Here is a 24,289-nt window from a genome sequence, read left to right as displayed (position 1 = left end):
CTTGCTTGCCGAGAATTATTGCCGTGTCAGGGTTGGAATACATCAATGACCAACCGAGCTCGTTTAGGGCTTTTATTCTTGTCGTGTCGTGGTATGTTGTTTGGATAACGGTTTTGAGGCTGTCAATTTTGTCCGAACCGGTTAGTATCGTAAAGAGCAGTCCCACGGTCAGGTAAGCGGTTATTTTTATTATGGTTTTCAATTTATTTAGTATGACTATCCGCAAAGTTACCGAAAAAAGACAAATAGAACGCGGATGACACTGATTTAGCTGATTTTCGCTGATTTTTTATCTGTGCCTGCGCATCCCGACTTGTCGGGACACATCAGGTGTGATTATCTGTTTTATCAGCGTCATCAACGTTCTATTTAATAAATTTTACTATTTTTGTCTGAAATTAGTGCTTTGAAATGAAAAATATCTTCAAGCCAGGTGATACAAAAGTTTATCACAAGATAGTAAGCGAAAAAGATGTGGTTACTTTTGAAAGTGGTACAGTGCATAATGTATATGCCACGTTTGCTTTGGCAAGAGATATGGAATGGTCATCAAGGTTGTTTGTACTGGATATGAAAGAAGAAGATGAAGAGGGGATCGGAACAGCGCTGAAGATCATTCATAAAAGCCCGGCATTGGTAGGTGAAAAGGTGGAAATAACTGCGACTGTTAAGTTAATTCAAGGCAATGAATTGATCTGTGACATCATTGCCAAGGTGGGCACGCGGGTTGTAGCAGAGGGCAAAACAGGGCAGAAAGTGCTGAAAAAGGAGAAGTTAAAAGAAATTTTTAAGAACTTAACTGCGTAATTAATCAACAAATGGTTATATGGTTATATGGTTTGTGATTAGTAGAGATGCCCAATTTGGACGTCTCTACTAATCTCATAGGTTTAAACTCGCTGCTTAATTGCTGGCAATTTAGTTGCCATATAGCCATATAGCCATATAACCATAAAGCCATATAACCATATAACCATATAACCATCTTAACAATTACTATTCCGGTTTCAGCACCAGCCTCCCTGTCTGAGTGCTTTCAATCTCTTCCCGGTTCATCATTTGCTTTCGGAAAATGCCTTTGTTGTACATTTCTGCCTGGTCGTCATAATGTTCACTCATAAAATAGCCCGATTGTCCGGTAGGATTGATGCTGAGGGAATTTTCAATGTCGGCAAAGTCTATCAATATCCGCATTGAAGGGCCAAATTTTACTTTGTAATGTCCCTCCCCGTTCATCGTAAATCCATAATTATTGATCACTTCGTTACCACCCGGTACCGGGAAAGGGCCTGCATTGAATATCTTATCAAAGAATTTTTTCCTGCCAACCAGGTGTACATGTTCAACTGTATGAACTTTATCCCAGGTCCATTCCAGGATATTGCTGCCAAGCTGATCTTCCAGCTCACGTACTGTCTGCTCAAAAGCCTCACTGAAGATCATTTTTCGTGTTTCCCGGATGTCTGGTGTATTGACGTTATCCCACCACGCAGAACTGTCATTTCTTAACAAAACAGGTATGGTTCGTTTCATAAGATGGGTAGTCAAAAAGGTCTGAAAATCTTCATCTCCCAATTCATCCGCAACCGTTTTCTGCAATATATGATAGATCAGCTTATAATAAATTACCGGAGCGACATCATTCAATTGATGATCACCATTCCATTCTATGAGAATTTGTGCGACTTTTTTCTTTAGTCTGGCGTTAACGTTGCCATCCCGGGTACCCGGGATAGTATCGTTTAATAAATTAATAATTTCCCTGGCAATAATGGGATAAGCATCTGAGATCACGTCTGTATTCATCTTTTTCATTTCCTCAACCGTCCACTTTTTGTCAGATTTCAGGTAACCGGTAATACGTTTTGCCCGGTCTTCAGGCACGTAGTAACCAGGGTATAATATGCCGGCAATTGTATCAGGCTGGTTATTTGCAGCATACACAAAACCGGAAGGTGGGTTTTCTGATTGGGGATTTTGTTCAAAATCGTAATAACCGAGAGGCTCATCATTTCCACTTGCTCCGTCTAAAATTAATTTTGGATTAACATGGGGTGGCCGCTCGATCAATTTACCGGCAGCCCACCATGCAATATTGCCCTTTTTGTCACCGTATAAGACGCTTAGGCCAGGTGCATGTATTATGGAAGCAGCGTTTCGTACATCGTCAATATGCTCTGCGTTAGAAAACAACCAGGCAGCTTGTAAAAACTGATTGGGAAACTTTAAAAAGGTCCACCATAACGAAACAGGCCCCTGTCCAACCTCAACAGAGTCAGCCAACTCCCCTTCATTTCCACTACTTCCTTTTTCTGACGACCGGGAATTCAAATTCTTGATGGCATCACTCATAATTGGTCCGTGCCGTGACGTCCGGACTTTAAATGTAACCTCTTCACCATTTTTGACCTTAATGACCTCTTCCCTGATCTGCAGATCTTCCCAATGGTCGTTTGCCCAAACCTGGTCAGCATTTTCAGGATTGCTTTTTTCGCGATAGAAATCCATATCGTCATTCTCAAACATTGGAAATCCCCACGCAGCAAAGCGATTATGTCCGATAATTGCAAGAGGGATACCTGCAAGGTGGTTACCATAAATGCTGAAACCAGGACATTCCAAATGTGCCTCATACCAAACTGAAGGCTGCGAATATGCGATGTGGGCGTCAAATGCAAAAATAACTTTTCCTGATTTTGTTTTTTGCCCGGAAACTACCCATCCGTTGCTTCCAAGGAATAGAGGTACGGGCAGGTTATTGAGAATTTTGTTTATAGCATTAGATAAAAGACTTCTTGCTGGATGCCCCCCCGAGTACTCGGGGGGATCTCCGCTTCGCTCCGACTGGATGCTGGATACTGGCCCCGCCTGCCATAGGCCTTTGGCGGGCAGGTGTTGGCTTTTTGATGAGGAGTAAACAGGTATTTTTTCGGTTCCTGGTATGTAATTAACCGCCCAATCTTTCAGGTATTCCGGGCCATATTTTTCCATCATCCTGGAAACGATCGGGTCTATACGTAATCCCATTGCAAATGTAAATGACATATAGCCTGTGATCAGGTATAAGTCTTCGGGCATAAATTTTTCTTTTGGAATACCAATTAAATGAAACTCAATAGGTGTTTTACCTTTTTCGATGAATTGATTCAGGCCAGCAAGGTATGCAAAGGAGCACTTTTGATAAGGTTCTGTCGTATCATTAAGGTATTTAGCGGCAGATATTCCGGCAATTTCCTTTATTCCAAGGGTACGGAAAAAGCGGTCGGTTTCTACCAGTTCTTCCCCCAGTATCTCAGCCAAACGCCCTGCGCTTACCCTCCTCAATATTTCCATTTGAAAAAGCCGCTCCTGTGCATGTACATAGCCCAAAGCAAAATACGCATCTTCCTGATTTTGAGCATAAATGTGCGGAATACCATAATCATCAAAAAGCACCTCAACTTCTTGTTTGAGCCCCTTCAGGGTCAACTCACCCGAATACTGTGGTTTGAGCGTTAGGAGGTAAATGTATATTCCTGCTCCTGATAATACAATGATAATCAGCAGGGATAAAATGATCTTTCGAATGAGTTTCATAATATATTGTTTTTAACCATGCAACATCCTAAACCACACTCAATTTAATCACATTCGTCCTTCCCCGTTCCTTGATTGGCATACTTGCTGTATTGATGATCACATCACCCTTTTTAATACATTTTTTCTTAACTAAGATTTGTATTATGTCGTGGAAGGTAACATCCGTAGAAGTATATTTATTATAATAAAAACCCCGTACTCCCCAGACCAGGCTGAGCGTGCTTAATAGCGGTTTATTTTTTGAGAAAATAAATATGGAAGCCCGGGGCCTGTGGCTTGCGATCAAAAAGCCGGTATAGCCAGATATGGTCATCCCTATGATTGCATTTGCATTGGTATTCATAGCCAGCCTGCAGGCACTCCAGACAACACTATCATTGTAAAATGTTTCTGAATCGTGATCTAAATCTTCAAATTTGTTATATATATTCGCCTGTGATTCAACAGAATGGATCGTTTTGACCATGCTTAATACCGTTTTGACAGGGTATTTGCCTGAAGCGGTTTCTGCACTTAGCATCAAAGCATCAGCTTTGTCCATAATTGCATTGGCTATATCATTGGTCTCTGCCCTGGTAGGCCGGGGATTGGTGATCATACTCTCCATCATTTGGGTAGCAATAATAACGGGCTTTGCTTGCTTAATACATTTTTTTACGACCATTTTTTGAAGCATTGGAACTTCTTCGAGCAGCATTTCCACTCCCAGATCTCCTCTTGCTACCATGATAGCATCAGCCGCTTCAATGATCTTATCAATATTTTTAATCGCCTCGGGTTTTTCAATCTTAGCAATTACCTTAATATTTTTCCTGCTTTTTTTAATTATTTTTTTCAATTCCAATATATCGCTTGCAGACCTTACAAATGATAAAGCGACCCATTCTACCTCGTGCTTTATCCCAAATTTTATATCTTTTTTGTCTTTTTCGGTCAGTAATGGCGCTGTTATTTTTGAATAAGGCAGGTTGATACCCTTTCGTGACTTTAAAATCCCACCATTGACGATTTCAGCCGTTACGTTACTGTTTCCATCTGTCTTGATGGCTTTTAACTGTATCTTACCATCATCAATAAAGATCTTTTCATCTTTTTTTACATCTTTTGCAAAATATTTGTAGGTAGTGCTGATACGCTTATTATCCCCAATAAGATCATTGGTTGTAATAATTATTTTTTCACCTGCAATTAGTTCAACCTCATTATTCCTGACTTCACCCACCCTTATCTTTGGCCCCTGCAAATCCTGGATAATGCACAAATGGGTACCGTATTTTTTATTTATTTTACGTACCCGCCTGAGTACCTGGAGGTGTTCTTTATAGCTACCGTGAGAAAAATTAAGCCGGAAAACATCCACACCTGCTTTTGCAAGTTCCAGCAGTATTTCAAAAGAATTGCTGGCAGGCCCGACTGTTGCCACTATTTTGGTCTTCTTATTAACTCTTATGGTCATATACGAATGTATAATGCTAATATACTAATTTATACTAATTATACGAATATTTTTACTCTGCTTCTTAATATAGATTTCATTATTAGTATCATTAGTATTCATTCGTATATTAGCATTTTTTTATTAGTATCGTTTCAAAATATCAAATTCTCTTTTGATCTTAGTGACTCAACGTTTAATTTGCTAATATAATGAACAATTGGCAGAGTTCTTATCGCACTTATAATTCTATCACCTGATCCAAGATATTCCTGGAATATCCCTTTTAGCCGTATAATGTAGTCATACTGCTTTACTTCAGGCAGCAACCAGGGATTTTTCACCTCAATTTCCCTATCTCCTCCTAAATGGGGGAGAACCGGTAAATTTGAACAAGACTTGTTTTTTAATAACATAAAACTGCTATGTACGGTTTCAAATAAGTAATTAGAAAATTTAATTTGACCTCTTGTTAAAAAGTCAAAACTAATATCTTTTTGCTTGATCATATTAATATTTAATATTTTATTAACAGACCATACAAGTTTATATTCTTTAGCCGATGAGATCAGCCCTAAAACTTCAAAATCATAGACGTGTTCTACTATTAGTCTTTTAGTTTTCATCTGTAAATAATTTGTAAAAAAACATTCAAAAATAATTATTTTGTTTTGCATTATAAAATTAAATGTATTTCTTTGCACCGATTTAAACTAAATGAAAAGAAAATGTCAGAAATCGAACAAAAAGTTAAAAGCATCATCATCGACAAGTTAGGTGTCGAAGAGTCTGAAGTTACTCCTGATGCAAGCTTTACAAATGATCTGGGGGCAGATTCATTAGATACTGTAGAGTTGATCATGGAATTCGAAAAAGAATTCAACATTGCTATCCCTGACGAACAGGCAGAGAAAATTGCTACTGTTGGCGAGGCTGTTGATTACTTAGAGGCTAACGTAGGTAAGAAGTAGCGTAACTATGTGGTCTACATAGAGGAAAGGGATTTCTTATTAATCTAACTTGCCTGTTGCCCTTTTGTAGGACGAATAGCTATCTGACCTCAATCGCGCTAGTCCCACAGGTACTCAGGGTGGATTATCGGGAGGAGTCAGATTACGGATCAGGTCAACTTCTACAAGGTCAATTAGAAATTTTTCATTTCCGTAGAATCTCTCAAAAAGGACGCTATTGAGATACGAACAAGTCGCATAAGATATCATCCACCTTTCACTTAGTGACAGTAATAGCAGAAGTGAGTGAATCTTGATAAGGGTGATACCTATGTAGAGCCCAATTGGTTCCGCCAGATACTCAGATGGACCAACTTCTTTTTATATAGCCTATTATGGATTTAAAACGAGTTGTCGTTACAGGCTTAGGTGCGCTTACACCTATAGGTAATAATGTTTCAGATTATTGGAACGAATTATTAAAAGGTGTGAGTGGCGCTGCGTTTATTACAAGGTTTGATGCAAGTAAGTTCAAAACCAGGTTTGCTTGTGAATTGAAAGGCTTTGATCCGACCGATTTTATGGAGCGTAAAGAAGCCCGTAAGATGGATCCGTTTACGCAGTATGCTGTTGTTGTTGCCGATGAAGCAATAAAGGATTCCAATATTGATCCTGGCTCAATTAATTTAGATAGGGCAGGAGTTATCTTTGCTTCAGGAATAGGTGGTCTAAGTACTTTTCAGGAAGAAGTCAAAAATTTTTCTTCCGGTGACGGGACGCCCCGGTATAATCCTTTCTTTATACCAAAAATGATAGCTGACATAGGTGCAGGACAAATTTCTATAAAATATGGTTTCAGAGGCCCTAATTTTGTTACTGTCTCTGCTTGTGCTTCATCTACCAACGCAATCATTGATGCCTTTAACTACATAAGATTAGGCAAAGCAGATATTTTTATTACAGGTGGTTCCGAAGCTGCTGTTGTAGAAGCAGGTATAGGTGGTTTTAATGCAATGAAAGCCTTATCAGAAAGCAACGACTCCCCGGAAACTGCTTCGAGACCTTTTGACAAAGACAGGAATGGTTTTGTATTAGGTGAAGGGGGTGGCGCGCTGATATTGGAAGAATACGAACACGCAAAAGCAAGGGGAGCCAATATTTATGCAGAATTGATAGGCGGTGGTATGTCTGCCGATGCTTATCATATCACGGCACCTCATCCTGAAGGAAAAGGAGCGGTCAATGTTATGAAAAACGCATTGGAAGATGCTCAAATTAAGCCGTCAGTTATAGACTATATTAATGTTCACGGAACTTCTACACCCCTCGGTGATCTGAGTGAAGCAATGGCTATTCAGGAGGTTTTTGGCGAGTATGCATACGATCTGAATATTAGCAGTACAAAATCAATGACCGGGCACCTTCTTGGAGCAGCAGGTGCAATTGAAGCGATCGCCTCCATTCTGTCAATTCAGCACCAGGAAGTTCCTCCTACAATAAATCATTTTACCGATGATGAACAGTTTGATCCAAAACTAAATTTTACCTTTAACAAAGCACAAAAAAGAAGTATCAAAGTTGTACTAAGTAATACATTTGGCTTTGGAGGACATAATTGTTCCATTATTTTTAGAAAAATATAAGCGCATAGCGCATGGCGTTTTTCGCTATGCGCCATGTGCTATGCGATTAGCTAACATGAGACCTTTATCCCTTCTTCTTAAAAAACCCACTGCCGATGAGAAAAATCTATTCATAGCATTATATCGTATTACAGGGAAAAAACCGGGTAATCTGGAACTTTACAAATTAGCGCTGAAACATTCTTCTGTATTACAAAAAAACCAACAGGGCGCTATTGATAGCAATGAGCGCCTGGAATACCTGGGAGATGCCATTTTAGGAGCCGTCATAGCAGAATATCTTTTTAAAAAATTTCCCTATAAAGAAGAAGGATTTTTAACCGAGATCAGATCACGATTGGTAAACAGGGATGCATTAAACGGCCTTGCAAAAAAAATAGGTTTAGACAAACTTGTTCAGTTCGATTTAAGAAGAAAAAGCATTTTAACGCATAAATCTATTTATGGAAATGCATTGGAGGCCCTGGTAGGTGCAGTTTATCTGGATAAGGGTTTTCACTTATGTAGAAGGTTTGTACTTGAAAGGCTGCTTAATCCTTACTTTAACCTTGATGAAATCATAGAAACAGATACGAACTTTAAAAGTAAGCTTATTGAGTGGGCTCAAAAAGTAAACAGGGAGGTAAGATTTGAGATCGTCAACGAAGCAGGACACGACCACCGGAAAGAATTTACCGCCCAGGTTTTAATTGACAATAAAGCTGTTGGTACCGGGAGGGGTTTTACCAAGAAAAAAGCTGAACAAGTTGCGGCACAGGAATATTGTAAAGAATTGGATATTTGAAAGAAAAGTGTTCATGTGTTCATGTGCTCACGTGAACACATGAACACAATTTTTAAATCATCTCAAACCCACAATATTCATGCAAAACATCCGGCATCCTGATCCCCTCCTTCCCCTGGTTATTTTCCAACATCGCAGCCACCAATCTCGGCAGAGCCAATGCACTTCCGTTTAGGGTATGAAGGAGGAAATTTTTGTTATCTTTCCCCTTACAGCGAAGCTTTAAACGGTTTGCCTGGAATGATTCAAAATTACTTACAGAGCTCACCTCCAGCCATTTTTGCTGGGCTGCTGAATATACTTCCATATCGTATGTGAGCGCAGCGGTGAAGCTTATTTCTCCTCCGCAAAGCTTTATAACCCGGTATGGCAGTTGTAATTTTTTGAGCAATCCCTGAACATGGTTGCACATTTCCTCCAAGGCATGATAGGAACTATCAGGGCGCTGTATTTGAACTATTTCAACTTTATCAAACTGGTGGAGCCTGTTTAAACCCCTTACATCAGCTCCCCATGAACCAGCTTCTCTTCTGAAGCACGGTGTATAGCCAACTATTTTAACAGGTAGCTCTTCTTCCTTTAGGATCACATTTCTGTAAATGTTGGTGATAGGAACTTCAGCGGTAGGGATGGGGTAAAGGTCATCTTCACCTATGTGATACATTTGCCCTTCCTTATCGGGTAATTGACCGGTTGCATAGGCAGAAGCCTGGTTTACAAATATCGGGGGCTGAACTTCAGTATAGCCGGTTTTTATGGCTTCTTCCAGAAAGAAGTTGATCAGCGCCCTTTGTAATCGTGCACCCTTACCTTTATATACGGGAAAACCCGCACCGGCAATTTTATTCCCCGTTTCAAAATCAATGATATCGTATTTTTTTATCAGCTCCCAATGCGGCAGGGCATCCTTCAATTCAGGAATTTTACCGTGCTGATAAATAATTTCATTATCTTCCGGGAGCAACCCTGCAGGAACACTCTTATGTGGCAGATTTGGGAATTTTACCAGAAGCTCATCCAATTGCGTTTCATAATTATTCAGGCTCTCACCCAGCCTTTTTGCCCGGGCTTTTAATTGTATAGTTTCTGCTTTAACAGCTTCCGCTTCTTCTTTCCGGCCATTCTTTATTAAAGCCCCTATTTCTTTAGTTAGTGCATTTGATCTTGCCAGCACGTCATCCAGGTTATTTTGGGTATCTCTCCTGCTTTTGTCAATTTTTAACAGCTCATTGACTTGCTGTTCTGCAGCTTCAAAATTCTTTTTTTTGAGGCCCTCAATAACCTTTTTGTTATTTTCACGGATGAAGGAGATTTGTAGCATTACAAAAAAAAATTAATACGTAGTCATTATTTTTTTTGTAAAATAAACCTTATTTACTTGTAAGTGAAAATATTTTAGCATATATTTGTATTCTGTGTGTTCGTTTTTTCTTATGAGATAAAGGGGGTTGTTTGCTCCGGAAAAATGGACGTTGGTTAATTGCCAGCGCGCACCCCCTAACCCCCTAAAGGGGGGACTCCCTCCCGCGTCATTGGTCATTGGTTCATTGGTCATTTTGCTGACTGCCGACTGAAGACTGCCGACTTCCCCTATTCCCTTATTTCCTCTATTTCCTTCTTCAATATCAAATACACATAGGGCGATGTCCATTCCGTCTTTTGCTTCGCCTTCTTTGCCTGTTTGGTGTAGTGATGTGATTACATTGGTATAGTTGATGGTTTGGGGCAGGTAGAATTTGTTTTCAATTCTGATTATTTCGGAAGATTGTTGCATTGTTAAATTGTTATGTTGTTGGATTGCTTTCAGGTATTTGATGCTGTCGGATGTTGTGGTGTCATCAACAAGTTCCTTCACTTTGTTCAGGGGAATGTTTCTGAAGTTCGGGGATATGAGTTTTTTTTTCTATGATAATTTTTCAATGTCTTTATCTCTTATGCAAATATAAAAATATTCGGGCTTTATTCTGTAGTAGTTTAAAATTTTTTCTTAAACTTGCATGTAACAACTTTTCAAAAGAGTTATACAAATATCAAATGACATTAAACTTCATTCCATTTTTGATCATTTTTAGCACCATAATCGGATGTTCTTCATTGAGTACAAAAAAGGTAGATATCCAGGGACACAGAGGATGTCGGGGACTGATGCCTGAAAACACGATCACTGCAATGATCAAAGCAGTTGAAATTGGCGTGAATACCCTGGAAATGGATGTGGTTATTTCTAACGACAAAATGGTATTGCTATCGCATGAACCCTTCCTTTCTCACGAGATCTGTTTAACCCCTGACGGGCAGGAAATACTTGAAAAAGATGAAAGATCGTACAACTTATACCAGATGAACTATGAAGAAATTAAGTTATGTGACTGTGGTACAAAAATCCATCCCCGCTTTCCTGATCAGAAGAAATTAGCTGCACTTAAACCTTTACTTGCTAAAGTTATTGATACTGTTGAGCAATATCTACAGGTTCATTCCCTGCCAGCGGTCTGGTACAATATAGAAACAAAATGTTCCCCTGATGGTGATGGGGTTTTTCATCCTGAACCCAAAGAATTCATAGCGCTCCTGCTTGATGTCTTAAAGGGCAAAAACATTTTGGATAGAACGATCATCCAATCTTTTGATGTAAGGACTTTGAAAGTAATTAAAATAAAATCTCCAAAAATGAAATTAGCTTTGCTCGTTGAGAATATTCAAAGCCCGGCAGAGAACATTAAAAAGCTGGGGTTTATTCCTGATGTCTATAGCCCGTACTATTTGCTTGTGAATGATGAACTTATGAAATATGCACAAAAAAATAAAATGAAAGTCATTCCCTGGACGGTTAATGACAAAGAAAGTATCAGGAAATTAATAGACATGGGGGTTGATGGAATTATTACGGATTATCCTGATCGGGCAATTGAATAGTAATATAAACCAAATATGGGTAAAAAATTCTACACCGTCAACAGTATCCCTTTATTGTATCGTCCGGTTTATCTTTTCCTGTCGTGGTTGCTGGGGCTGTTGGTTTATTCTTTTTTCGTGTTGTTTCATTTGCTTTGCCGCATAAAATATAAAGGCAAAGAGCATCTTATTCCATCCCAAAATTATATATACTGCATGTGGCACCACAACCTGCTTCCTTATTTTATGGTTTATACAAAATATAAAGCTCCTTACGTTTGGCTGAATCATCCCGCCTGGTTTATGAAGCCTATTCATATCCTGCTAAAGCTTATTGGTACGCAAGAAATTGCACTGGGTTCTTCGGGGCATTCAGGAAAAGAAGGGTTAGGGGAAGTCATCGATTATTTAAAGCGGGGGTACAATACGGTTATTACACCTGATGGCCCTTCCGGGCCCGTTAAAGAGCTGAAAAGTGGTGTGTTGGATATGAGTTTGGCCAGCGGTATCCCGGTAGTCCCGTTAAAGATTCAAACGCCTAAAAGATTTATACTCAAAGCTACCTGGGATAAGAAACGCATCCCCCTGCCGTTTTCTGCCATCACTGTTGAATTTGGTAAGCCGGTTATTGTGAATGAGGAAAATTGTGAAATTGCAAAAAGGGAGATTGTTGAGCAGATGTAGTAACTTTATAAATTATATTTCGTATTTATTTGAAGGGCAACGGGGAGGCAAATATTCAGGAAGAAGCGTTGTAGAGATAGTAAAAAGAGCGGCAAAAAATGCAGGTATTGGAATTACTGAAAAATACGTATCTTTGGAAAAATTTAAAGAATGGAAACTCTACAGATAGACATACTTGACCCTAAAGCCAAAAATCTACTGAAAGACCTGGCTGACCTTAGACTAATCAGTATCAGGACAACCAAGACCTCTAAAAATGACTTTACTAAACTTCTTCAGAGACTGAGAAGCAAATCGGACAAAGCCCCCTCATTAAGAGAAATAACCAAAGAGGTAGAAACCGTTCGACAGAAAAGGTATGCCAAGTAGAAAACTGAAGGTTATTCTCGACACCAATCTTTGGATCAGCTTTTTGATTACCAAGACCCTCTCCAGAATTGACAGACCCATACAACAGGGAAAAATCCGACTTTTATTCAGCGAAGAATCACTCTCCGAATTTATCGGAAGAAAAATGTTTTGTTTAATGATTGAATTAGTATGGGATAAACCCTTTGAAAAAAAATTTAAAAAATATATAAGTATATTAATATACTATTACCTGTTCCCCTCTTTCTTATCCTTCAAATAAGCAATACAGAGAATAACAACAATCAGCAAGCTTAGCGCCCAGAAAGCCACAGTAAATTCCTCTTTAAAAATGGCTTGATAGAACAAAGCGCCATAAATACCTCCCACAACCGGGCCTAAAACCGGGATCCATGAATAACCCCAGTTTGAACCGCCCTTTCCATTGACCGGCAATAGCCAGTGTGCAATACGGGGGCCCAGGTCACGGGCAGGGTTGATCGCATAGCCGGTGGTACCACCAAGGGATAAACCGATGCTCATGATCAGGAAACCTATGATAAGCGGGTTTAATCCTTGGGTAAATTCGTTGGCGCCAATCATTAAAATTCCCAGCACCAAAACGAATGTCCCGATAATTTCACTTACAAGGTTAGCCCAGGTGCGTGGAATTGCAGGAGCCGTTGAAAATACTGCAAGTTTGAGCTCCGGGTCGTCAGTTGCCCTCCAATGCGGTAGGTAATGTAAATAAATAACCACAGCGCCTATGAATGCCCCTATCATCTGAGCGAGTATATACATTGGTACATCTTTCCATGGAAATGCTCCAACAGAAGCCAGGCCAAGAGTCACAGCCGGGTTGATATGAGCCCCGCTGATCTTACCAACAGCATAAATAGCCATGGCAACAGCCAAACCCCACCCAAATGTGATGACGATCCAGCCGGAGTTTTGTGCTTTGCTTTTGCTTAAAATCACGCCTCCAACTACCCCATCCCCTAAGATGATCAGGATCATTGTGCCGATGACTTCGCCCATGAATGTTGACATTGCCTGGATTTGAATTTAGTTGTACTAATTAGTGTCTGTCTCTAAAGTCACTTTTTCATAGGAATAGCACCCTGATTTATCAGGGTGAAAAAACGACATCACCATTTTTCAGTCCGTTTTAACGGACTTTAATCACTTTGAATATCCAATTATTGAAGTCCGTTAAAACGGACTTAGAGTTTATTTTTTTGATTATTATCACCACGATAAATCGTGGTGCTATTCTTATAATTTTAGTTTATGGACAGACTCTAATTAGAGTCACATTAAGAGCAAATAAAAAAAGTGAATTAAGCAGAAAAATATTTAGGATCTCTTTTACCATGTATTATATTATAAATAATTTGTTTTTTAATTTTCTATTTTTCCAAAAATTAATCTAAATTTAAGTCGTAAAATTACAAAATAAATCGAAGATAAAAAATTTTAATTATAATACGTGTAGCAAAGAACCCCGAGTACTAGGGCCATGCGTTATACGCTCTAACCATGCCAATCAAATCACCTTTTTTCCCGCGCACTTCTGAGCTATGTACAAGCCTGAAGTGGAAAGAATGGGCAGGCTATTATGCCGTTCGTTCTTATGATACTTTACACGAGCCGGAATATTTTGCAATCCGGCATGCAGCCGGGCTGTTAGATGTTACACCCCTTTTCAAATATAAGGTAGAGGGGAAAGATGCGGCTGCATTTCTTGCCCGTGTAATGGTAAAGAATATCAACAAACAAAAAGTGGGGCGGGTTGCCTACCTGTGCTGGTGCGATGATCATGGAAAAGTAGTGGATGACGGTACGGTAATGCATCTTGCGCAGGACGACTTTTTTGTTACCTCTGCAGACCCCTGTTATTTGTGGTTAAGCCGTTTTACAAGAGGCTATGATGTTGCCATTGAGGATGTAACAAAAAAAGTGTGTGCACTTGCTCTGCAAGGGCCTACTTCACGTGATATTCTGAAACAATGTACAGATGCAAATATGGATGCCTTAAAATTCTTTGGAGTTACAAAGGCAAAGATTGACGGGTTTGATGTTAATATATCACGCACAGGCTATACCGGTGACCTGGGATATGAAATATGGACTAAGAATGAAAATGCGATAAAACTCTGGGATACACTGATGGCTACCGGCAAGGATTATGATATCCTGCCTGCAGGTCTGGACGCCCTTGATATGACAAGGATAGAAGCAGGCTTAATACTGAAAGGAGTGGATTACTATAATTCGATGCATGCCCTTATTGAAAACAGGATGACTTCTCCTTATGAGCTTGGACTTGGCTGGACTGTAAATTTAGACAGGGAGCCTTTTAACGGACAAGCCGCTTTGAAAGCTGAAAAAAAGCATGGTTCCCGATGGGCAACCGTAGGCCTTGACATTAGCTGGACCGAACTGGAAGCTATTTATGCAAAATATGGGCTGCCTCCTGAAGTACCGAATGCTGCATGGAGGATGTCAATCCCGGTTTACGGCAATAATAAAATCAAGTCCCGATACGGCCGTTCCTCCCAACTGGCGGGCAAGCAGGTAGGCTATGCAACCAGCGGTACCTGGTCGCCAACGCTTAAGAAAAATATAGCAATTGCTACCATAGATAAAAAATATGATAAGCCGGGTACGAAAGTTCAGTTTGAAATAATTGTAGAGCATACAAGGCACACAGTTTCAGCTATTGTAAATAAACCCCAGTTTTTTAATCCGGAGAGGAAACGGGAAATAATTTGATGATTCGGTGACCCCGACTTTGTCGGGGCAGGTTTGATTGTTTGGCAATCTTCAAATTGCAGAAAAATTGCTAAATTGTTGAATTATTGAATTTTTTCTAACCAGGATTAAGCTTTTTAAACACTTCAATATTATAAAAATTGGGATTTGTAAAATCTTTAAACTTGGGCAGGTTTTCAAACAGATCATCAATAATGGAAGCCACATCATTTTGCGGCTTAAAGCTTAGTATCTTTTTTGCTTTTTTAATACTAACTTTATAATTTCTAAAATCCTGGATATTTTTAATATTGAGCTTAATTTTTTTATTGAGCATTTTTTCAGCTTTATCTTTCACAAGATCAGCAATTTCACCTACAGTATAATTTCCGGAAGCAACATTAAAAATCCCTGATAGATCCTGGCTTGCTTCAACCGCCCTGATGTATGCACTTACAGCATCGTGAATTCCGAGAACAGGCCTCCATATTGTAGGATTATTCACCGTTATCTCACTATTAACTATGGCGCTTTTAAACATAGTATTTACCACCAGGTCAAATCTCATTCTGGGACTATAGCCGCTAACCGTGCCTTGCCTGAGGCATATCGCAGAAAAATTATCATCAACCATTTGCAGAACAGAATATTCTCCCTGCAGCTTTGATATGCCATAGGGATAATTACAGACGGCAGGAGAATTTTCATCGTAAAGTTCATTCACCGTATAGCCATATACTGAACACGAGTCAGCGTAGATGAATCTTTTTACTTTTGCATTTTTGGCTATATATCCTAAATAGGCAGGTGCAGCAGCGTTATAGATAAAATTGTCTTTTGGGGAATATTCTGCCATGGGGTCGTTTGATAAGCCTCCCAAAAAGATCACCTGGTCAAAATCATTCAATTCTTCCTGTTTAATATCAAAAATATTTTTTTTGCTGACCTTAACCTCTTTAGGCAAAGCATTTCCAAACCATAACAGGTCTACTACTTCCACATGATATCCCCTGCTAATAAGTTTTGGTACCAGCACAGAACCGATATAGCCGGCACCGCCAGCAACAAGTATTTTCATTTTTTATAAAAAACGTAACTAACAAAAATTTATTACTAATTAATACACAAAATTATCCGCTTCCGCTGTTTTGAGCCACTGCTCAAGCGTTTGTGCAATTTTGTCCTTTTCTGAAAGAACCGGATCGGTTACAGGCCATTCGATGCCAATGGCAGGATCATTCCATAAGATCCCACCTTCTCCCTTGTTGTTATAATGTCCTGTACATTTATATTGAATTTCAGCAAAATCTGAAAGAACGCAAAAACCTCTTGCAAAGCCTGCAGGCGCCCACACCTGCTTTTTATTTTTTGCTGAAATCTCCAGGCCAAACCACTTCCTCAGTGTGGGTGAACCTTTTCTGACATCCACTGCCACGAGGAAAGCGCTGCCATAAGTTACCCTCATGAGCTTCCCCATAGGAGGTTGCCACTGAAAATGCAGGCCTCTCAACACATTCTTCATTGATCGGGAATGATTGTCCTGGGCAAAGTTTGTTGGAAGCCCTAGCTTTTCAAACTGGTCAATCCTGTATGTTTCCATAAAGAAACCCCGTTCGTCCTCAAAAACTTCGGGGACGATAACCTCCACCCCGTTTAGGCGCTTACTTTCTATTTTAAATTGCATAGGTATTAAATTTTTCCAAATATAATATTTAGTATTGAGAAATAATGATTTTCCTCAATATCGTGCCATCTTTTATTTCAATAAGTATAAAATATAGCCCTTCTTCAAATTCAGAAATATCAATTTGCAAGTGTTTATTATTATCTGCCTGATAAACCACCTGGCCGAAGACGTTGACGATTTTAATGCTTTCAATCTGATAGCTATCGGATTTAATATCCCCGCCTGCTATGTTAAAGCTTTGCAGGTGGCGGTCAGGGTTGATCTCAATATTAAGAACATCTTTTGCAGGAATTGGATATACCTTTAAATTCCGGTAATAACCCGGATTTTCATTGATACCGGTAGTAGTTACAGTAATTGGCATACAAAAAGTATCAGCGCTGCAGGGATTTTCAGCGGTTAAACAAACATTGTAGGTTCCATCATTAAATATATGAGTTGGATTTTGCAGGATACTGCTAAAGCCATCATCAAAATCCCAGAGCCAGTTGGCAGTATTAGAAGAAGAATCATAGAAACTAACAGTTAAAAGCGAATCAGTATAAAAGAAATCAGCCACAGGCGGAGTACATGGTGGGGAAGAAAGATCAGGCAGATCAGCCAGCCAAACGCCTCTTCCGTGGGTAAAAATAAATAATTTGCGGTCTGTGTATCTTAATCGTATTTGATGGATAGCTGCGTTAGGTAAAGAAGTTTCATGGTTCCAGTTAGTACCGGCATTGACAGTAGTATATAATCCAAAGTCAGTAGCTGCAATCAGAAATGAATCCGGGCTTTGCGGATGTGCTTCTATCCAGTTAACAGGTAAATAAGCAGGTAGGTCGCCACTAATATCAATCCAGGCAGGGCTGCCTGAATTAGCGTTAATAACCCTGTAGATACGGGGCTCTGTAGAATAATTACTTAAAGCCGCATAAATAACAGAGTCGTTGCCGGGGTGAACCGTAATATTAGAAATAAAGCTCCCGGATAAATTAGGTGGAATGCTGCTGCTTAGATCAACTTCATCTCCGGGGAAAGCCGTAAGCGCATTATTCACCCTGTAAAATAACATATTTTGCCCTCCAATATAGACAGTTGGATCCAGGTCATTTGAAATACCAATGGCATAAGGTTTGGTGCCGGTAATAGTATCAGCAATAATATTTGTAAGGGGCATCCAGGTCAAAGCACCGTTAGTCGTTCTCCATATTCTCTTTTTGGTAACAAAATACAATTGATCGCCATCATTGCGGTTTATTTCGAATGGGTTTATGAACCAGGCGCCATCATCAACGTCTCCGTCAAAATTAGCATCCAGGTCGTTTAATACATCATTAAATGAGGGGTAGGTATTTAAGGAATTGTCTGCTCTTGAGATATGTCCATATTGCCAGGAAACAAAAGATATATTGGGATTTTGCTGATTGATCTGAGTAAAGGCGCCATCACCCCAGTAAATGATGTCAAAGAGGCTGTTGCCGCTGCGGCTGGCGTGTGTACCGTTGTCTTGTGTGCCTCCGAAACAATCGGTTCCCGTTGGAAAATGAGCGCCTGCATAATACTGTGTGACATCATATCCATTATTCAGGTCTATAACAGAAAGATTGATTGTAGAAATATCATAAGAATATATTCCGCCATCGTTGCCTATATACAGCATATTGGGATTATCCCTGTCAAATACCACAATATGATTATCAACGTGCGAACTTTGTGTATAATTCCATGAGATTCCGCCATTAAGAGAATAGACTAAAGCTACGCTTCCGGAAATAACCGCATCGGGATCATCAGGTTTTACTCCTAAGGTAAAGCAATACCACGGAAACGCATAAGAAGCCCCAAGGGCCGTTTCAGGATTGGTGATTTGTGTCCAGGTGCTGCCGGTGTCAGTAGATTTCCAGATACCTTTCAGGGCAGTCCAGTAAGAACTTTCAGTGCTGTCTTCAAATTGTGCGTAGAGTACGTTGGGAAAACCCTGGCAGTAAGCCAGTTCAATCCTCCGAAAGCCATTAGCCGGGAGTCCGCTGGTGACTTTGATAAAAGTTCCGCTATTCCCTGTTGATGATCTGTAGATACCTAACTCTTTCACGCCAATGATAACAAACCCGTTAGGGAGCGTCTCAATATCAGATACATCTGCCCCGGAGATAGAAAATACATTTATAAATGTATTTCCACCGTCAGCAGATTTGTACAAACCGTTATTGGCAGTGCCAACATATAATGTATTACTGTCTGTGGGGGAAACTTTAACGCTCCAGATATAGTTAAAAGCGGAACTATTGGTTGCAGGTAATTGAATGAATGTTTTCCCTGTATCAATGGATTTAAATACACCGTCACCGGGGATGCCAGCGCTGTTGCCTCTTGGTTCTCCGGTGCTGTAATATATATTGGCAGGATTAAAAGGGTCTTGTGTGATATAGGTTACTGAAAGCGTGGGTGCAAGATCATTAACCGGCTGCCAGGTGATCCCTTTATCATACGATTCCCACAAACCACCCGATACGCCACCTGCGATAAAATGGCTGTGATCAGTCACGTCAATCAGCAGCGCCCTGGTTCTACCGCCTATATTTTGCGGGCCTAATTCCTGGGTATTTAACAAATTGCCGATATTTTTTCCAACCGGTTGCATCTGCAACCTTTGTTTTTGTTGCTGCCATATAACTTGCAGCATCCACCTGGGTATTTTGCCTGTTGAATCTTTTTTCATCAACAGGTTTTGCTTAAACCATCCGGGATTATTAGGGTAACCTTTCTCTTGTTTCGCCTGTCCCCCCAGGTAACCCAAAGGGGAATGCCCAAGATATGTTGGATCATCAGCTTGCAGCAGTAATAAAATGGAAAATATAATGATCGCTGCGATATAATTTTGAAATTTGGTCATAATCTCAAATGTAGATAAACTAAATCTAAAATAGTCTTTTTTAAATTTTTTTTTATTATTTTGCAATCAAATATTGACTTAAACAAAAAAAATTACTAATTTTGAATTATGAAATTATCAATCCAATATCTAAATGACACTAATGGCAACATTAATGCAGTCCGGATTCCTCTGACTGAATGGAAAAGTCTTATGAATAAATTTAAAAAATATGAACAAACTCTCAAAGTTAAATCCGACTTGACTGAAGCTTTTGAACAGGTAAAAAAAATGAGAGAAGGAAAAATCAAAAAACAGACCCTATCTGACTTTTTGAATGAAATATAGTGTCTTCCCTACTCCGAAATTTAAAAGAGAAGTAAAAAGATTAATTAGAAAATACCCTTCTCTCAATTCCGAACTTCAGGATTTTAAAGAAGATCTTGCAGAAAACCCCCGCCAAGGAGAAAGTTTGGGACACAATACATATAAAATACGACTTGCAATTAAAAGTAAAGGGAAAGGTAAAAGCGGAGGTGCAAGAATTATAACCTATATTGTGACTGAAGAACTTGAAATATATCTTTTAACAGTTTATAACAAATCAGAAATTGAAAATATTGACAATAAGATACTGAAACGACTTATTGATGATATAAAAGAAAAATAAAAACTACTACCTGTTGTTTGATACTTTAGTTGCACGAGCCCAAAAAATGAGCAAAGCCATTATTTATTAACACTAATCTTTCTCCTGATCAACCCATCTTTAGTTTCTATCAGGATGAAATAAAATCCATCCACATAGTTCGTTGTAGATATCTGAACGCTGTTATCATGAGGCGTAATGTATGCAACTACCTGCCCCAAAGCATTGATCATTGTGATGCTTAACATGTTAGTACCTTTTGTTTTAATATTGAGGACATCATTTGCCGGGTTTGGATAAAGGGTGATATTGCTGGTTTTATTTGTAAATTCATTCAAACCGGTCGGGCCAATATAAATGCTGCCTGTCCACGTACAGCCGATTGCATCGGTAACCGTGACCGTATAAGTGCCGGGCGCTACTCCTGTAATTATATCAGTTGTAAAGCTACCCGGGGTCCATAAATAAGTAAAACCCCCGGTACCCCCACCTGCTACTACTATAGCCCCGGTATCATTGGCAAACAGTATTCCGGTAACGACAGGGGATACAACCACGGTAACTATTACCGAAGTATCTGAACATCCGCCCGCATTTGATACTACTACCTGGTAATCACCTCCAACAGTGGCTATATAATTTATGGAAGTTACTCCTGTAGGTACACCATTTAAAAACCAGTTATAAGTATTTGCAAAGTCAGAAACCAATGTTACACTATCTCCTTCACAGAAAGATGTTGAATCAAGCGCTGTAATATTGGCGATCGGAGCTGTGGTTACAGTGATATAACCCACCAGGGTAACAGTAGAATCTGCCGCACAGCCAAATGCTGTTAAGGTAACGTCAAAAGTGCCTGCTGAATCGTAGATCACTGTAGGCATTGGCATATTTGAAGTATCAGGTATGGTACCTGGCAAAGACCAGCCATAACCCACTGCACCGGTAGAAGTATTATTAAATGTGACGCTATTACCTGCACATACAGTTGTAATATTGGCTGTAAAATTAGCTATGGCAACGGATGTTGAATCAATGGTTACTGTAACATTCATAGAATCTGCACAGCCATTAATATCCGTACCGAATACTGTATAGGTAGTGGTTGCACAATAGGTGAAGCTATTACAGTATCTCCTACGGTAGCGCTAAGCCCTGTAGCTGGAGTCCAGCTATAGGTAGCTGCACCGCTTGCAGCTAAAGTTACAGGATCTCCAGCGGCACATGTAGCTGGCGCTGGGGGCGTCACCAAAACAATTGGTAAGCTATCAACAGTTACCACATTGACAATGGTATCATTACAACCTTCTATATTGGTTACTACTAAAGTGGCATTATAATTTCCTCCTGCTGCATAAGCATGTGCAGGATTTTGATTGCTATCTAACGGACTAACATCCCCAAAATCCCATAGCCAGCTTACAGGTCCACCGCCTGATGCATCTGTAAAAAATGTATTATCATTTGCGCAGGCTGTTGTATTTGTAAAACCTGCATTAGGCGAAGGATTAACCAATACAAGCTGGCTAATAAAGCTCAAACATGCACCACCGGAAATTGTTAAATCCACACTATAAGTTCCGGGACCTGAAAAGGTATGTGACGCGTTCTGACTGGAATCAACGGGAAATCCCCCATCGTTAAAATCCCATACCCAGGTAGCAGGTGTTCCTGTAGATAGATCAGTGAATGTTGTAGGATATCCGAAACATGCTGTATCAAATGCAAAGTTTACATTCAGCGTGTTGGCAGTAACGTTGATCAAAGCATTCATAAGTATAATATCTGTACCACAGCCATTTGTAACCGTTAAGGTTATATCATATGTACCGGGGATTAGATAAGTGTAAGCAGGATTTTGGACGTTATCCCCGCCACCATCACCAAAATTCCACAACCATGTGGTAGGGCTGCCTGTAGATGAATCTGTGAAAGTAACAGGAGAACCGGCACAAACTGTAAGTGGAGTTGCTGAAAAATTTGCTGTTGGGAGTCCTGATTGTGTATAGTCACTACCGCAACAGCAGTATCTGAACACCCACTTGCATTGCTGACTGTTAAGGTTACGGTATAAGTTCCGGGAGCGCTATAAACATGTGTGGGATTTTGTAATGTAGAATTAGCGGTAAAATCCCCAAAATCCCATAGCCAGCTTGTTGGTGTGTTTAATGACAGATCAATGAAAGAATTAGTATCGATTCCACAAGCGAGAAAAAATGCAAAATCGGCAGAAGCAGGAGGAACAGATCCATAATGACCAATAGCTCCGACAGTGCCGCTGTACCATCCCAAAGCAGAAGATAGCATGGCAATTGAGAAAATATCTTGCCCCGTACCGCTTGCTTGCAGGTTCCATGTAAAACCGCCATCTGTGGTCATAAAAATATTACCTGCAGTACCAACTACCCATCCTGTACTGTCATCTAAAAATACAACATCAAAAAAATCTATACCGGGATTAATTATTGTGTCTGCCCAGATAGTTCCCCCATCTGTTGTGCTAGCTATCACACCACCAAAACCTACTGCCCATCCTTTTAAAGGGTTAAGGAAAAAAACAGAATTTAAATCTTCAATAGTATTACTTGTTTGAGGCGTCCAGGGAGTTGTACCTCCATCATTTGTATTGATGATAATTCCTCCAACACCTACGGCCCAGCCATTGCTTGCATCAGCAAAAAAAACAGAAGTTAGGTCGTCTCCCGCACCTAATCCGCTGTTTTGAGGTGTGAAGGCAGTACCGCCATTGATGGTTTTTGCAACATAGCCGTCAATGCCTGCAACCCAGCCTGTGGTGTTGTTTGCAAAGGAAATATCAAACAGATCTCCGGGAAATGTAACGGTATCAATATTCCACGTTAATCCCCCGTTAGCCGTAGTGATTTTAGCTCCTACACCGGTAATAGCATGCACTCCGACACCGATGCCATTGGCAGCATTAAAAAAATGTCCGGAAAAAATATCCAGAACCGGTAAAGTGTTTAACGGGTCCCAACTCCCTCCTCCGCTGGTAGTTTTTAATATGGCGCCTCCTGTACCAAATGCCCAGCCGGTACAACTATCTATGAAAACAATGCTGTTGAGATCTTCGGCTGTGTTTGAAATTTGTGTTGTCCAGGTTTGTGTTATACCATTTGTGAACCCAATTCCAAGAATTGCTGTCACGAGTAGAAGTTTTTTCATAATATTTGGTGTTTTTTAAAATCAGATAAACGTTAATTTGGGATTAAATGAAGTTCTTCATTTTGATCTTTAAGCCACATTTCTTTCTCTTTTAATTTTAGAATGTCGTAGGTATCGTCACCGCCTCCACTTAACATATCAATGAATAAAACCTTTTTATCACTCACTAATTCCCAGGTGCCTATTTTATCAACAATACCTTGATCTCTTTCGGTGAATTCACCTTTTCTGGTAAATTCCCATGTTTCCCCTGCAAAGTCTGCAGTAGTTTCAACACCGTTGTTAAAATCGTATGCCCATTGAATTTTCCACACATTTGCCACACGTCCTTTTTTGGATCTTAAGCTCAATGCAGGGCCTTCATCGTATTTTTTGCATCCTGTATAAAATAAGGTAGCCATCAAAAAGCCGCTCATGGCGGTTACTAAAATTATTTTTTTCATCACATAATGTTTTTTTAAAAAAATCATTCATATATTTTTTACAAATATAAGTATAAAAGATATAAAATCAAGGATTTTTTGGTTTTTAAAAAATAACTGGCCTATTTTTTTACACGATCAGATTTCCTTTTATTTCAAAAGATTCTTCCTTTTCAATATCGTTTCCACGAGCTTGACATCATTTGGGTTATTAAATATCTTAAAAGGTAAATGCACTATTTGGGCTTTTGAAACTACCAGTACAAAACTTTTTTTGTTTTTATATGCTCTTTTAAATTGATCCCATTTTAAAGGCATTCCCTGCTTAGAGCTGAATTTCATCAGCACATACCTGGGGTCAATTTCATAACCGATCCTTTCAAACAATATTTTATTTTGTTCTACCTGCGTAACTCCGAAAA

At 39.6% G+C, this 24,289-nt stretch carries 26 protein-coding genes; 11 read left to right on the top strand and 15 right to left on the bottom strand.

What is annotated here, in order from left to right; all coding sequences use genetic code 11:
• Positions 1-202 (bottom strand): hypothetical protein (locus tag FVQ77_13770; protein ID MBW8051379.1); only part of this gene is annotated, 202 nt, incomplete at its 3' end.
• Between the two features lie 209 nt (positions 203-411).
• Here FVQ77_13770 and FVQ77_13765 point away from each other — a divergent pair.
• Entirely contained in the window at positions 412-807 is a 396-nt protein-coding gene (locus FVQ77_13765) for a hypothetical protein (GenBank protein MBW8051378.1), read from the top strand.
• A gap of 189 nt (positions 808-996) precedes the next feature.
• On the opposite strand, the gene FVQ77_13760 is transcribed toward FVQ77_13765, so the two are convergent.
• The 3 genes from FVQ77_13760 to FVQ77_13750 all read right to left on the bottom strand — a co-directional run bounded on the left by FVQ77_13760 (position 997) and on the right by FVQ77_13750 (position 5,691).
• Positions 997-3,576 (bottom strand): penicillin acylase family protein, encoded by a 2,580-nt coding sequence (locus FVQ77_13760; protein ID MBW8051377.1) that lies wholly within the window; start codon positions 3,574-3,576, stop codon positions 997-999.
• A gap of 28 nt (positions 3,577-3,604) precedes the next feature.
• Positions 3,605-5,035: a pyruvate kinase gene (gene pyk, locus FVQ77_13755; GenBank protein MBW8051376.1), complete on the bottom strand. Its 1,431-nt coding sequence runs from the start codon at positions 5,033-5,035 to the stop codon at positions 3,605-3,607.
• A 134-nt stretch (positions 5,036-5,169) separates the two neighbouring features.
• On the bottom strand, positions 5,170-5,691 hold the full coding sequence (locus tag FVQ77_13750) for an IPExxxVDY family protein (protein ID MBW8051375.1): 522 nt from the start codon (positions 5,689-5,691) through the stop codon (positions 5,170-5,172).
• A 51-nt stretch (positions 5,692-5,742) separates the two neighbouring features.
• On the opposite strand from FVQ77_13750, the gene FVQ77_13745 reads away from it, so the two are divergent.
• The 3 genes from FVQ77_13745 to rnc all read left to right on the top strand — a co-directional run bounded on the left by FVQ77_13745 (position 5,743) and on the right by rnc (position 8,391).
• Complete coding sequence (locus tag FVQ77_13745) at positions 5,743-5,985, top strand: acyl carrier protein (protein MBW8051374.1); 243 nt, start codon at positions 5,743-5,745, stop codon at positions 5,983-5,985.
• A 374-nt stretch (positions 5,986-6,359) separates the two neighbouring features.
• Positions 6,360-7,607: a beta-ketoacyl-ACP synthase II gene (gene fabF / locus FVQ77_13740; protein MBW8051373.1), complete on the top strand. Its 1,248-nt coding sequence runs from the start codon at positions 6,360-6,362 to the stop codon at positions 7,605-7,607.
• A gap of 40 nt (positions 7,608-7,647) precedes the next feature.
• Positions 7,648-8,391, top strand: a complete 744-nt coding sequence (gene rnc / locus FVQ77_13735; protein ID MBW8051372.1) for a ribonuclease III — start codon at positions 7,648-7,650, stop codon at positions 8,389-8,391.
• A 52-nt stretch (positions 8,392-8,443) separates the two neighbouring features.
• Here rnc and serS read toward each other — a convergent pair whose 3' ends face one another.
• Entirely contained in the window at positions 8,444-9,712 is a 1,269-nt protein-coding gene (gene serS / locus FVQ77_13730; protein ID MBW8051371.1) for a serine--tRNA ligase, read from the bottom strand.
• A gap of 12 nt (positions 9,713-9,724) precedes the next feature.
• Positions 9,725-10,246, bottom strand: a complete 522-nt coding sequence (locus FVQ77_13725; protein ID MBW8051370.1) for a hypothetical protein — start codon at positions 10,244-10,246, stop codon at positions 9,725-9,727.
• Positions 10,247-10,425: 179 nt separating this feature from the next.
• Between FVQ77_13725 and FVQ77_13720 the strand changes: the two genes are divergently transcribed.
• From FVQ77_13720 to FVQ77_13705, 4 genes are read left to right on the top strand one after another with little or no spacing between them, the layout of a single operon-like run.
• Positions 10,426-11,307: a glycerophosphodiester phosphodiesterase gene (locus tag FVQ77_13720; GenBank protein MBW8051369.1), complete on the top strand. Its 882-nt coding sequence runs from the start codon at positions 10,426-10,428 to the stop codon at positions 11,305-11,307.
• 15 nt (positions 11,308-11,322) lie between these two features.
• Positions 11,323-11,970 (top strand): DUF374 domain-containing protein, encoded by a 648-nt coding sequence (locus FVQ77_13715; protein MBW8051368.1) that lies wholly within the window; start codon positions 11,323-11,325, stop codon positions 11,968-11,970.
• On the top strand, positions 11,933-12,139 hold the full coding sequence (locus FVQ77_13710) for a hypothetical protein (GenBank protein MBW8051367.1): 207 nt from the start codon (positions 11,933-11,935) through the stop codon (positions 12,137-12,139). Before FVQ77_13715 ends, FVQ77_13710 begins: the two co-directional genes overlap by 38 nt.
• Positions 12,121-12,339, top strand: coding sequence for a hypothetical protein (locus tag FVQ77_13705; GenBank protein MBW8051366.1), 219 nt, complete (start codon positions 12,121-12,123; stop codon positions 12,337-12,339). The genes FVQ77_13710 and FVQ77_13705 overlap by 19 nt, the downstream gene beginning before the upstream one ends.
• A 228-nt stretch (positions 12,340-12,567) precedes the next feature.
• On the opposite strand, the gene FVQ77_13700 is transcribed toward FVQ77_13705, so the two are convergent.
• Positions 12,568-13,368, bottom strand: a complete 801-nt coding sequence (locus tag FVQ77_13700; protein MBW8051365.1) for an aquaporin family protein — start codon at positions 13,366-13,368, stop codon at positions 12,568-12,570.
• Positions 13,369-13,857: 489 nt separating this feature from the next.
• Between FVQ77_13700 and FVQ77_13695 the strand changes: the two genes are divergently transcribed.
• Positions 13,858-15,093 (top strand): aminomethyl transferase family protein, encoded by a 1,236-nt coding sequence (locus FVQ77_13695; GenBank protein ID MBW8051364.1) that lies wholly within the window; start codon positions 13,858-13,860, stop codon positions 15,091-15,093.
• Between the two features lie 97 nt (positions 15,094-15,190).
• On the opposite strand, the gene FVQ77_13690 is transcribed toward FVQ77_13695, so the two are convergent.
• From FVQ77_13690 to FVQ77_13680, 3 genes are read right to left on the bottom strand one after another with little or no spacing between them, the layout of a single operon-like run.
• On the bottom strand, positions 15,191-16,150 hold the full coding sequence (locus tag FVQ77_13690) for an SDR family oxidoreductase (protein MBW8051363.1): 960 nt from the start codon (positions 16,148-16,150) through the stop codon (positions 15,191-15,193).
• Between the two features lie 39 nt (positions 16,151-16,189).
• Positions 16,190-16,756 (bottom strand): dTDP-4-dehydrorhamnose 3,5-epimerase, encoded by a 567-nt coding sequence (gene rfbC / locus FVQ77_13685; protein MBW8051362.1) that lies wholly within the window; start codon positions 16,754-16,756, stop codon positions 16,190-16,192.
• A gap of 28 nt (positions 16,757-16,784) precedes the next feature.
• Complete coding sequence (locus FVQ77_13680; protein ID MBW8051361.1) at positions 16,785-19,634, bottom strand: T9SS type A sorting domain-containing protein; 2,850 nt, start codon at positions 19,632-19,634, stop codon at positions 16,785-16,787.
• Positions 19,635-19,742: 108 nt separating this feature from the next.
• Between FVQ77_13680 and FVQ77_13675 the strand changes: the two genes are divergently transcribed.
• Together FVQ77_13675 and FVQ77_13670 are read left to right on the top strand one after the other, a co-directional pair.
• A complete protein-coding gene (locus tag FVQ77_13675; protein MBW8051360.1) occupies positions 19,743-19,961 on the top strand; it encodes a hypothetical protein in 219 nt (72 codons plus the stop codon).
• Positions 19,951-20,283, top strand: coding sequence for a hypothetical protein (locus FVQ77_13670; protein ID MBW8051359.1), 333 nt, complete (start codon positions 19,951-19,953; stop codon positions 20,281-20,283). Before FVQ77_13675 ends, FVQ77_13670 begins: the two co-directional genes overlap by 11 nt.
• Positions 20,284-20,342: 59 nt before the next feature.
• On the opposite strand, the gene FVQ77_13665 is transcribed toward FVQ77_13670, so the two are convergent.
• The 5 genes from FVQ77_13665 to FVQ77_13645 all read right to left on the bottom strand — a co-directional run.
• The gene (locus FVQ77_13665; GenBank protein MBW8051358.1) at positions 20,343-21,317 is read right to left on the bottom strand and encodes a T9SS type A sorting domain-containing protein; all 975 of its coding nucleotides are present in this window, start codon (positions 21,315-21,317) and stop codon (positions 20,343-20,345) included.
• Entirely contained in the window at positions 21,314-22,300 is a 987-nt protein-coding gene (locus tag FVQ77_13660; protein MBW8051357.1) for a PKD domain-containing protein, read from the bottom strand. Before FVQ77_13660 ends, FVQ77_13665 begins: the two co-directional genes overlap by 4 nt.
• Entirely contained in the window at positions 22,099-23,445 is a 1,347-nt protein-coding gene (locus FVQ77_13655; protein ID MBW8051356.1) for a PKD domain-containing protein, read from the bottom strand. The genes FVQ77_13660 and FVQ77_13655 overlap by 202 nt, the downstream gene beginning before the upstream one ends.
• 32 nt (positions 23,446-23,477) lie before the next feature.
• Positions 23,478-23,888 (bottom strand): hypothetical protein, encoded by a 411-nt coding sequence (locus FVQ77_13650; GenBank protein ID MBW8051355.1) that lies wholly within the window; start codon positions 23,886-23,888, stop codon positions 23,478-23,480.
• Between the two features lie 129 nt (positions 23,889-24,017).
• A partial coding sequence (locus FVQ77_13645; GenBank protein ID MBW8051354.1) for a YcxB family protein occupies positions 24,018-24,289 on the bottom strand: 272 nt, incomplete at its 5' end.

The sequence above is a fragment of the Cytophagales bacterium genome (assembly GCA_019456305.1).
Taxonomy (GTDB): Bacteria; Bacteroidota; Bacteroidia; order Cytophagales; family VRUD01; genus VRUD01.
The sequence above is the reverse complement of the archived record's forward strand: the minus strand, read 5'-3'. Positions and strand labels throughout refer to the sequence as shown.